Source organism: Paraburkholderia sp., from assembly GCF_036488505.1.
GTDB lineage: Bacteria > Pseudomonadota > Gammaproteobacteria > Burkholderiales > Burkholderiaceae > Paraburkholderia.
On record NZ_DASXHN010000178.1, the window covers coordinates 1 to 10422 of the forward strand.

The 10422-nt window shown below is 61.0% G+C and carries 10 protein-coding genes and 1 tRNA gene; 6 read left to right on the forward strand and 5 right to left on the reverse strand.

Going from position 1 to position 10422, the window contains the following annotated elements:
• Positions 1-126: 126 nt before the first annotated feature.
• Entirely contained in the window at positions 127-903 is a 777-nt protein-coding gene (gene xth, locus VGH68_RS10445; RefSeq protein ID WP_331603526.1) for an exodeoxyribonuclease III, read from the reverse strand.
• Positions 904-1190: 287 nt separating this feature from the next.
• Between xth and VGH68_RS10450 the strand changes: the two genes are divergently transcribed.
• A tRNA-Met gene (locus tag VGH68_RS10450) sits at positions 1191-1267 on the forward strand.
• A 4-nt stretch (positions 1268-1271) separates the two neighbouring features.
• Here the strand turns inward: VGH68_RS10450 and VGH68_RS10455 are convergent.
• Positions 1272-1505, reverse strand: coding sequence for a hypothetical protein (locus VGH68_RS10455; RefSeq protein WP_331603527.1), 234 nt, complete (start codon positions 1503-1505; stop codon positions 1272-1274).
• A gap of 253 nt (positions 1506-1758) precedes the next feature.
• Between VGH68_RS10455 and VGH68_RS10460 the strand changes: the two genes are divergently transcribed.
• The 4 genes from VGH68_RS10460 (at position 1759) to VGH68_RS10475 (ending at position 4178) form a co-directional block, all read left to right on the forward strand.
• Positions 1759-1881, forward strand: a complete 123-nt coding sequence (locus VGH68_RS10460; protein WP_331603528.1) for a hypothetical protein — start codon at positions 1759-1761, stop codon at positions 1879-1881.
• A gap of 743 nt (positions 1882-2624) precedes the next feature.
• Complete coding sequence (locus VGH68_RS10465) at positions 2625-3320, forward strand: M35 family metallo-endopeptidase (protein WP_331603529.1); 696 nt, start codon at positions 2625-2627, stop codon at positions 3318-3320.
• The gene (locus VGH68_RS10470; protein ID WP_331603531.1) at positions 3310-3744 is read left to right on the forward strand and encodes a hypothetical protein; all 435 of its coding nucleotides are present in this window, start codon (positions 3310-3312) and stop codon (positions 3742-3744) included. Before VGH68_RS10465 ends, VGH68_RS10470 begins: the two co-directional genes overlap by 11 nt.
• 2 nt (positions 3745-3746) lie before the next feature.
• The gene (locus VGH68_RS10475) at positions 3747-4178 is read left to right on the forward strand and encodes a hypothetical protein (RefSeq protein ID WP_331603532.1); all 432 of its coding nucleotides are present in this window, start codon (positions 3747-3749) and stop codon (positions 4176-4178) included.
• Between the two features lie 294 nt (positions 4179-4472).
• Here the strand turns inward: VGH68_RS10475 and VGH68_RS10480 are convergent, their stop codons facing one another.
• Positions 4473-5171: an aspartate/glutamate racemase family protein gene (locus tag VGH68_RS10480; protein ID WP_331603533.1), complete on the reverse strand. Its 699-nt coding sequence runs from the start codon at positions 5169-5171 to the stop codon at positions 4473-4475.
• Between the two features lie 224 nt (positions 5172-5395).
• Here VGH68_RS10480 and VGH68_RS10485 point away from each other — a divergent pair, with 224 nt between their 5' ends.
• Positions 5396-6703 (forward strand): amidohydrolase family protein, encoded by a 1308-nt coding sequence (locus VGH68_RS10485; RefSeq protein ID WP_331603534.1) that lies wholly within the window; start codon positions 5396-5398, stop codon positions 6701-6703.
• Positions 6704-6816: 113 nt separating this feature from the next.
• On the opposite strand, the gene VGH68_RS10490 is transcribed toward VGH68_RS10485, so the two are convergent.
• Together VGH68_RS10490 and folD are read right to left on the reverse strand one after the other, a co-directional pair.
• On the reverse strand, positions 6817-8922 hold the full coding sequence (locus VGH68_RS10490) for a M3 family metallopeptidase (RefSeq protein ID WP_331603535.1): 2106 nt from the start codon (positions 8920-8922) through the stop codon (positions 6817-6819).
• 246 nt (positions 8923-9168) lie between these two features.
• Positions 9169-10032 carry a bifunctional methylenetetrahydrofolate dehydrogenase/methenyltetrahydrofolate cyclohydrolase FolD gene (gene folD / locus VGH68_RS10495; protein WP_331603536.1) on the reverse strand — a complete coding sequence of 288 codons (864 nt, stop codon included), beginning with the start codon at positions 10030-10032 and terminating at the stop codon, positions 9169-9171.
• Between the last annotated feature and the right edge of the window lie 390 nt (positions 10033-10422).

Below are 10422 nucleotides of genomic sequence, written 5' to 3' on the forward strand. Positions count from 1 at the left end.
GCAGACGCCTGAGCCGGGGCCAAGCAGGCGCCGGAGCACGCGCCGAAGCAGGCGACCATGCAATAAACGGGCGACGTGCCATCCAGGTGTCGCCCGTTCTGGTTTCAAAGGCCTTCTGGCAAGCTTTCAACCCAACTGCGCGAATACCGGCGCGTGATCCGAAGGCTGCTCCCATTTGCGCGGCACCTTGTCGATGTCGCACGACGTGCAGATATCCGCGAGCGCTTTCGACAGCAGGATGTGATCGATGCGCAGCCCCGCGTTGCGGCGGAACGCCAGCATCCGGTAATCCCACCACGAATAGATCTTCTCCTGCTGCTCGAACTGGCGGAACGCATCGAGCAGACCGAGTCCAATCAGCCGCACGAACGCCGCGCGTTCCTCGGGAGACACCAGATTCTGTCCTTCCCACGCCTTCGGGTCGTGCACGTCGCGGTCTTCGGGTGCGATGTTGTAGTCGCCGAGCAATGCGAGCTTCGGGTGCAGTGTCATCTCGATGGCGAGCCAGTCGTGCAGCGCGTCCAGCCAGCGCAGCTTGTACGCGAACTTCTCGGTGCCTGGCGCCTGGCCGTTCGGAAAATACGCTGAGATGATGCGTACGCCGTCGATAGTCGCCGCGATCACCCGCTGCTGCGGGTCCTCGAAGCCGGGGATGTTGCGCACGATGGTGCTCTCGTCGACGTTCAGGCCTTCGCGCACCAGAATACCGACGCCGTTATAGGTTTTCTGGCCCACATAAAAACTCCGGTATCCGATCGCTTCGAGTTCGGCGCGCGGAAATTTTTCGTCGGGGAGCTTCAGCTCCTGCAGGCACAGCACATCGGTGTCGCTGCTCGCGAGCCAGTCGATGACGTGCTGCTGGCGGACTTTGAGTGAGTTGACGTTCCACGTCGCGATTTTCATGTCGTTCTCGTATGCTTGCGGGCCAGGCGCGGTGATGCCCGGGTCCGTGTTCTGATCGATAGCGTGTGTTCATCGCCGCGGCGATTCCAGCTTTCAGTAGTCCCGCATCTTATCGTGCGCGAGCATGCGCTGTGCAGAGGGTCACTAATGGACACTTAGGTGTTGATGCGCGCGCGTTGGTCGTGCAAGAGTCGATGCGATTGCGCGAGCACATCACGCGCACGAACAATGGCGTGCATCCACATTTGACGTTTAATGAACCAGCCGATATAATCTTTTTTCTCTGACGCGGGGTGGAGCAGTCTGGCAGCTCGTCGGGCTCATAACCCGAAGGTCGTAGGTTCAAATCCTACCCCCGCAACCACAATTCAAGACTGATTTCCGGCAGCACAGACGAGCAGTTGTTCGGAAACGTCTTTATAGGACGCGAAGTAAGCACCGTCCTTCTTCTGTATCTCTATCGGTTCCATCAGCGTCGCGTTTATTTGCCGCGCCTCATCGACGGATTCCTCCGATAACACTTCCCTGAGTTCTATTGTTCGTGCCTTTATGGGTTGCGCAATTGCCGCGAATTGTTCGCTGTTGATCTTTCGTTGCGTCAAAGCGTGGTAAGCGCCTTGCGCTCACTTCCGGTTTTTTTTCCAGCTGCTCTATCAGCGCCGCTGACACTCTCATTTCGGCCTGCGCCTGCGTCCGGTTTTCAATCTGCCGGTCGAGTGTGCTTACTTTCGCTCGAATCTCTTTGGCCGAAATAGCGACCTACGGCGGAATCAATCCCGCCTGCGCGTCATCTGACACAAGTTCATCGCACACGATATCGAGCAATCGCTCGCCGAGCTGACCAATGAACGTGCATTGGAACTGTTTGAGGTTCTCGCGCTTGATGCGAAGGACGCATATCAAGGCCGCATCATCTCAGACGAGGCTATCGAACTGCTGACGCAAGCGCGCACACCGGTGGTTTCCGCTCCCCACTAACAACAGGGGCAGTCTGTCACATCAACCGACAGGCGAGAGTTGTCGCGCCTTTTTCATCATGTCGATACAGAGGTATGCGTCGTGAATTGATTGCATCATGCATCTTCGTCAATATTTGTCAAAACGGCCCTATCCCAATTTAAAGCGGTTGACTGTGTGACCCGTCTGGAGAGTTAATTCGTCGGGTGTTGTCTGGAAAATTAGAAGAGGTCGAATGGAGCAGCAGATACAGAAAAGGACCGGAGGCAAGGAGGAGTGCCATCTTTGCCGGGTCACATATGCAATATTCTCCACTTTCCCGGCCATGCCATCAGCAATGACGATGAACGTGGAAACCGGCGAGTTCTTTCCGCTAGATAGAATTCGGTCGTATTCAAACGGCTATGACATGGCCGACGCCATGGGGTACGCATGGGGCGTGTAATTGTCGCGACCGTGCCCCAAATCGGTTCTATGCGCAGTTCGCACTGAAAGACCGCGCGGGCAAGCGGTTAGCGGGGGCGCGTTATCGAGTGCGCATCGGTTCGAGTGTCATCGCGAGCGGCGTTACGGATTCTCAAGGGTGCACGCGGCGCATTTCGACAGATGAGCCGCAGCGGCTATCTCTCGACTTCACCGAGTCAGAGGGGGCCTAGAGCGCGTCGGGAACTTACGACGCAGTCGTTAAAGGCGATCCGCTCAACAACGGGGAAACGGTCATGTTATCGGCGGGGAAGTTTTACAGTTACAGGGAAAAATCGAGTATGAACGGTTCTGATGGAAGCAATACGTATGGCTTCGAGGCGAGCGAAAATGAGGAATGGTTTGAGGTTCATTCTGGCGCAGTGACGAGCACGAATCCGGGATCACTGGTTCATGTGACAATTGACACTACACCCATATGCCCAAACATGACGGACGCCGAATTTCGCGCCAAAGTTATGACGTTGCGCGACGACGCGGTTGTTTTGGTTGACAAGCGAATAGCTGCATTGAAGACATGGAATGCTTCGGAGCAAGCGCGCGTCGCCAACTGGTTTGGAACAAGGGACGATGCGACGCGCGATCTTCTGATTCAAGGATTTAAGGCAGTCAACGAAGTTATGCGCAATCTTCAACCGAAGAACTTCGTTCGGCAGTCTCCAGAACTCGACAGTGTTCTTGGGTGTTTGCCGCATCCGGTCAGCAGTGGCTCTGCGGCGCACGTCTGCGCTCCTGATACAGCCACACACACCATCAGTATCCACGAAGTTTTTTGCGAAACCCGTGACTTTACTTCGGGAGGCGATTCGAAGCTGTCAACGATCATTCACGAGTGCACGCACTTTGCTGACACTTTTGGCAGCAAAGATTGGAAGTATACGATCACGCGATTCCTGGCAACATGGGGTCAAGAACATCCGCAGCAAGCGATTAATAATGCGGACAGCCTTGCGGGGTACGTCGTCTATGAATATTAAACTGAGTGCCTTGGCGGCTGGGCTGCTGTCGATCAGCGCACAAGCATGCAATACGTCCCACAATCTTCCGGGTCAAAATATCGATCTGTATTTTGGAAGGAACTCCGCTCAGGTACCGACGGATCAGGTTTTAAAGTTGGCAAATTGGGCTATCGACATGCGTCTCAGGTATCCCATTCAAGAGGTGCTGTCCATCGGTGGAATGGCGGAGGCAAGCGAGAAAGAGCCTAAAAAATTGGCAATGCAACGTGGGGAGGCGGCCAAGACAATGCTGACGCAGTTTGGTCTTGATCAAGTTCCATACGACGTTCGCGCTGGAATCTATAAACCGCTTCGGCATTTAGTGGAGTCGCCCGCAAAGGTCAGACGTGTGGAGATTGAACTATCGCCCGGTTGCCCTAACAATTGCTGCGATGGAAAGTAAAAGTGAGCCTTCGTCAGTGTGGTTTCCGGACAATACAGGGACTCATAGTCGGGTTGTTCTGTGCGTTACTTGTTCCAACTGCCTACGCAGAAGGGTCGATTAGCTTCATCGATAACATCCTGCCAATGCTAAAGGAGCGTCCGCAATTCAAGGACTTTATAGCGCAATCGTTTTCCGTTACCGACACCGGCTGGGGAATCCGAATAGATAGTCCGACGATGCCCCATATGAGCGGCGCACGAATGGGACCGTACCGCTTTCAGGCGATCTGGCATAGTCCGCATGGCGACACTCCCGTTACTCTCGTCATCGATACCAAAACAGAGTTCTTTGATAGCCACCGTCGGCAAATAACTGGCAGCGATCTCCGCGGAGCGACTTCAATTTCGGAAACGCTCGACTCCATCGAAGTCGAGCCACCCGAAGCACAATAGCTTCCGAACCACACGCGTGCAATGCTGGCCCTGCTTTACCGGGGCTTTTACTAGAGCGTCGGGCGCGCGTGAGTGAACAGCAGGTCCTGGCGGTATGCGTCGCAGGTGCGCTCGCATGCACAGTTCTGCTTCGTCTGGCTGGAGCTGTCGCAGATATGGAAGGCCCGCCGCATGACGAAATTCCTGTAGGCTTTTTTGACTTCTAGCGGCAACTTCACGGCATAGCATCGGCTATGCCGTCCGCGCGTGTTCCTACATGAACCACCTGCGCGTCACTCGACATCAAAACCGCTGTCACGCCGATTCAATCGCCCATTCCACCGCCGCCTGCGCGTGCAACGCGGTGGTATCGAACACCAGCAGCGACGAATCTTCCGGCTTGATCAGCAGCGTAATTTCCGTGCAACCGAGTATGACCGCCTGCGCGCCGCGCGCGGCCAGACTGTCGATCGCGCGTTGATAGACCTTGCGCGACGCACTGTCCACGCTGCCGTGACACAGCTCGTCGTAGATGATCCGATGCACGTCAGCCCTTTCCGCCTCGTCGGGCACCAGCGTCTCGAGACTGTGACGCTCGCGCAGGCGCCCCTTGTAGAACGTGTGCTCCATCGTGTAGCGCGTGCCGAGCAGCCCGACCCGCTCGACGCCCGCCGCGCGCAGCGCGGCGCCGGTCGGATCGGCGATATGCAGGAACGGCACCGTGATCGCCTGCTCGATCGATTCGCACACGCGGTGCATCGTGTTGGTCGCGAGTATCACGAGATCGGCACCGCCGCGTTCGAGCCGGCGCGCGGCGTCGGCCATTTGCTCGCCGAGCGCGTGCCAGTCGCCGGCGCGCTGGTTCGCTTCGACCTCGGCGAAATCGACGGTTAGCAGCAGGCTGCGTGCGTTGTGATGGCCGCCGAGGCGTGCCTTCGCGTGGCGGTTCAGCAGCCGGTAATACTCAGCGGATGACTCCCAGCTCATGCCGCCGATCACGCCGATCGTTTTCATCTGTCCGCTCCGTGAATGCTTACCTGAAACGGCGAGTATAGGCGCGCCCCGTCGCGCGCCGCCGGTACGGATCGACCAACATGCGCCGGTACGGCATTCGCGGTCGTAATCACGCGCCCGTTCGTGACGGCGTGCGCAACCGCGTCAGCATCGAGCGGGTGCCCATGCTTTTCTGGCGCCGATAGAATCGTAGCGAATCCGAACGCGATCAACGGGAGCGATACATGGACCTGATCATCCGCCGCGGGACGCTGCCGCGCAGCGTTGCACAACAGTCGCAGCAACACCGCCACGCGCCGCTCGTCGATATCGGTATCGATGCGGGCCGTATCGTCGCAGTCGAACCGCATCTGGCCGCGAGCGCACGCGAGGAAATCGACGCTGCGGGCTCGCTCGTTACGCCACCGTTCGTCGATCCGCATTTCCATATGGACGCCACGCTGTCGTACGGCCTGCCGCGCGTGAATGCGTCGGGCACGCTGCTCGAAGGCATCGCGCTATGGGGCGAACTGAAGCCGGCGCTCACGCAACAGGCGCTGATCGAGCGCGCGATGCAGTATTGCGACTGGGCGGTCGCGCGCGGTCTGCTTGCGATTCGCAGCCACGTCGACGTGTGCGACTCGCACCTGCTGGCGGTCGAGGCGCTGCTCGAAGTGAAGCGCCGCGTCGCGCCGTATCTCGATCTGCAACTGGTCGCCTTTCCGCAGGACGGCCTGTTGCGCAGCGCCGGCGCGTTCGACAATCTGAAGCGCGCGATCGGTCTGGGTGTCGACGTGGTCGGCGGCATTCCGCATTTCGAGCGGACGATGGCCGACGGCGCGCAGTCGGTGCGCGTGCTTTGCGAGTACGCGGCCGGGCAGGGCTTGCGCGTCGATATGCATTGCGACGAATCGGACGATCCGCTGTCGCGCCACATCGAAACGCTCGCGGCCGAAACGCATCGGCTCGGGCTGCATGGACGCGTCGCCGGTTCGCATCTGACGTCGATGCATTCGATGGACAACTACTACGTGAGCAAGCTGTTGCCGCTGATGCGCGAGTCGGGCGTCGCCGCGATCGCGAATCCATTGATCAACATCACGCTGCAAGGCCGCAGCGACACCTATCCGAAACGGCGCGGCATGACACGCGTGCCGGAGATGATGGCCGCCGGTATCAACGTCGCGTTCGGCCACGACTGCGTGATGGACCCGTGGTACAGCCTCGGCTCGGGCGACATGCTCGAAGTCGCGCACATGGGCTTGCACGTCGCGCAGATGACGGGCGTCGACGGCATGCACGCGTGTTTCGATGCCGTCACGCTGAACGCGGCGCGGATTCTCGGTCTGGAAGGCTATGGCATTGCCCCCGGATGCGCGGCCAACCTGGTGCTGCTCGACGCGCGCGACGAAGTCGAGGCGATCCGCCTACGCGCCGCGCGGCTCGCGGTGGTGAGCCGTGGCAAGGTGGTGAGCCGCGCGCCGGCCGCGCGCGCGACGTTATCGCTCGACGGGCGGCCTGAACAGGTGGATTTCAAACTGCATCGCGGCTAGCGGTCGTGCATCTGGTGCGCCAACGAAAACGGCGGCCTGCTTGCACAGGCCGCCGTTGCGGACGCTTGGTCCGTTGTTATCCGGCACGCACCGAATCTACGATGACGAGATGCTCAATGCGCGGCGCCGGGCGCCATACCGTTATGCCGCAGCAGCGCGTCGATATTCGGCTCGCGCCCGCGGAACGCCTTGAACGATTCCATCGCCGGACGGCTGCCGCCCACTTCGAGAATCTCGCGGCGATAGCGCATGCCGGTGGCTTGATCGAGCACGCTGCCGGCCGACTGCGCGGCCTCCTCGAACGCGGCATACGCATCGGCCGACAGCACTTCTGCCCACTTGTAGCTGTAGTAGCCGGCCGCGTAACCGCCCGCGAAAATATGGCTGAACGTATTCGGCCAGCGCGAGAACGGCGCCTGCGGCACCACGTGGAAGCGCTCGTTGATCTCGCGCGCCAGGTCGTTTGCGCTCTTGCCGCCGTTCGCGTCGAAGCCGGTATGCAGTTGCATGTCGAACATCGAGAACACGATTTGCCGCAGCGTGCCCAGACCGCTCTGGAAGTTTTTCGCGGAGAGCATCTTGTCGAACAGCTCGCGCGGCAGCGGCTTTGCGGTATCGACGTGCGACGTCATATCGGACAGCACGTCCCACTCCCAGCAGAAGTTTTCCATGAATTGCGACGGCAATTCGACCGCATCCCATTCGACGCCATTGATGCCCGACACGCCCAGCTCATCGACGCGCGTGAGCATGTGATGCAGACCGTGGCCGAATTCGTGGAACAGCGTGATCACTTCGTCGTGCGTGAAGCAGGCGGGCTTGCCGCCGACCGGCGCCGAGAAATTGCAGGTCAGATACGCGACCGGCGTTTGCACCGCGCCGTGCGCGAGCTTGTGACGGCCGCGGGCATCGTCCATCCACGCGCCGCCGCGTTTGCCTTCACGCGCATAGAGGTCGAGGTAGAACTGCGCGACCAGCCCGCCGTCCTGATTCTCGACGCGGAAAAAACGCACGTCCGGATGCCAGACGGTCGCTTCGTCACGACGGATGCGCACGCCGAACAGCGTCTCGGTGACCTTGAACAAGCCCTTGAATACCGTGTCCTCGGGGAAGTACTGCTTCACTTCGTTTTCGGAGAACGAATAGCGCTTCTGACGCAGACGTTCGGCGGCAAACGTCATGTCCCACGGCTGCAGATCGCTCATGCCGAGCTCGCTCGCCGCGAATTCGCGCAGTTCCTTCCAGTCCTGCTCGGCATGCGGACGCGCGCGCGTCGCGAGGTCTTCGAGGAAGGCCATCACCTGCGCCGGCGACTCGGCCATCTTCGGCGCAAGCGACACTTCCGCGAAGTTGCCGTAGCCGAGCATGGCGGCTTCTTCGGCACGCAGTTTCACTTCGTCCGCGAGCACCTGGGTGTTGTCCCACTCCGGCTTGCCGTTGCCGTATTGCGCGCCGAGTTCGGACGCGCGCGTCACGTACGCGCGGTACATCGCTTCGCGCATCGAACGGTTTTCCGAGTACTGCATCACCGGAAAATACGACGGGAAGTGCAGCGTGAACTTATAGCCGCTCTTGCCTTCGCGCTCGGCCGCTTCCTTTGCCGCTTCGATCACGTCGTCAGGCAGGCCGGCCAGTTGCGCGTCGTCGCCCGCGTCGACGAAATATGCGTAAGCATTGGTCGCGTCGAGCACGTGATCCGAGAATGCCTTCGACAGCGCCGCCTGGCGCTCCTGCAATTCGGCGAAACGCGGCTTCTGGTCTTCGGGCAGTTCTGCGCCGGACAAGCGGAAGTCGCGCAGCGCGTTGCCGAGGATCTTCTTGCGCTCGCCGGTGAACGACGCGAAATCGTCGCTCGCATGCAGCGCCTTGTACTTTTCGTAGAGCGCCAGATTCTGGCCGACGCTCGACCAGAACTCGGTCACGCGCGGCAGATTTTCGCCGTACACGGCGCGCAGCTCAGGCGTATCGGCGACCGCGTTCAGATGGCCGATCACGCTCCACGCGCGCGACAGCGGCTCGGTGGCGCGCTCGACCGGTTCGACCACGTCGGCCCATGACGCGGGCGTGATCGGCAGCGCGGCGCGCTCGACCGCGGCGCTCGCGTTGGCGAGCAGCACGTCGAGCGCGGGCGTCACGTGTTCGGGGCGGATGTCGCCAAAGCGCGGCAGGTCGGAAAAATCGAGGAGCGGATTGTCTTGAGGCGTGGCGGTAGTGGACATAGGGCTTCCTGTCTGACGCGGATCAATGGGGCGGTACGGCGGTGCGCGCATTCCGTGGAGACGGTGTTCCGCTCGACGCGCGGCGCATTTCGCGTGGCGGCACCGGATACAAAGCATTATTGCGGCGCGAAGCGCCAATTCCAATCCGTTGGCTGACAAATTATCAGATGCTGGGGCGGGCCGCGCGGGCGCAGGTGGCTTGACGCTGCGCCGCGCTTACGCGTTCGACGCTTACGCGTTCGACGCTTACGCGTTCGACGCGTTCGCTTCGCGCTCGGCCGCTTCGATCGTGTTGACCAGCAGCATCGTGATCGTCATCGGGCCGACGCCGCCCGGCACCGGCGTGATATGGCCGGCCACTTCCTTGACAGCCGCGAAGTCGACGTCGCCGCACAGCTTGCCGGCGTCGTCGCGATTCATGCCGACGTCGATCACGGTCGCGCCGGGCTTCACCATGTCAGCGGTCAGGATGTTGCGCAGGCCGGTCGCGGCCACCACGACGTCGGCGTTGCGCGTGTGCGCGGCGAGATCGCGCGTCTTGCTATGGCAGATCGTGACGGTCGCGCCTGCTTCGAGCAGCAGCAGCGCCATCGGCTTGCCGACGATGTTCGAGCGGCCGATCACCACCGCGTTCGCGCCCTTCAGATCGATGCCATAGGCCTCGAACATTTTCATGACGCCGTAGGGCGTGCACGGACGGAATAGCGGCTGGCCGGTCATCAGCGCGCCGGCATTGGCGACATGAAAACCGTCGACGTCCTTCTCCGGCGCGATCGCCTCGATCACCTTGTGGCTGTCGATGTGCCTGGGCAGCGGCAGTTGCACCAGAATGCCGTGGATGTGCGGATCGCGGTTCAGTTCGTCGATGCGCGCGAGCAGTTCGGCTTCGGGCAGATCGGACGGATAGCGGTCGAACGACGAGCCCAAGCCGTTGTCGTGGCAGGCCTTGACCTTGTTGCGCACGTAAACTTCGCTGGCCGGATTGTCGCCGACCAGAATGACGGCGAGTCCCGGCTGATGGCCGCGGGCGGTGAGGGCGGCAGCGCGCGCGGCCACGTTGGCGCGCAGGGTCTTTGAGAGGGCGAGGCCGTCGATCAGTTTCGCAGTCATGGTCGGTCGAGGGTTGAGTCCGGGGAGCCGGCGTTGGGTCGGGAGTTGGGTGGAACAGGCGGATGGACTAGCGGGCGAAGTGGCTTGCGCGGGCTTGGGCGAGCGATGGCGCTTCCGACCGGGAGCCTTGCGGTCCATGAAAAGCGCGTGCAATGGTTCTGGGAGGCGCCGCCGCAAAGCGCACATTATACCGGCGCGCATTGGGGACCAGGGGGCACGAGGCCCGGAGCGAGCAGAGGATTGGAAGCGCGGAACGTGTGCTGACAGCAGATCTGACGCGACAGTGGCGTGCGGTGCGAGCAGCGCGACAAGACCGGTGCCTCCGCCGATAGGGGGCGGGGAAGCCGCCGAACGGAAATGAAGGGGAGAGCGGCGCAACGAGCGGACGAC

Coding starts and splice junctions, on each gene's coding strand:
- xth (WP_331603526.1), bottom strand. CDS start 903: ATGAAAATCGCGACGTGGAACGTCAACTCACTCAAAGTCCGCCAGCAG.
- VGH68_RS10465 (WP_331603529.1), top strand. CDS start 2,625: ATGAACGGTTCTGATGGAAGCAATACGTATGGCTTCGAGGCGAGCGAA.
- VGH68_RS10470 (WP_331603531.1), top strand. CDS start 3,310: ATGAATATTAAACTGAGTGCCTTGGCGGCTGGGCTGCTGTCGATCAGC.
- VGH68_RS10480 (WP_331603533.1), bottom strand. CDS start 5,171: ATGAAAACGATCGGCGTGATCGGCGGCATGAGCTGGGAGTCATCCGCT.
- VGH68_RS10485 (WP_331603534.1), top strand. CDS start 5,396: ATGGACCTGATCATCCGCCGCGGGACGCTGCCGCGCAGCGTTGCACAA.
- VGH68_RS10490 (WP_331603535.1), bottom strand. CDS start 8,922: ATGTCCACTACCGCCACGCCTCAAGACAATCCGCTCCTCGATTTTTCC.
- folD (WP_331603536.1), bottom strand. CDS start 10,032: ATGACTGCGAAACTGATCGACGGCCTCGCCCTCTCAAAGACCCTGCGC.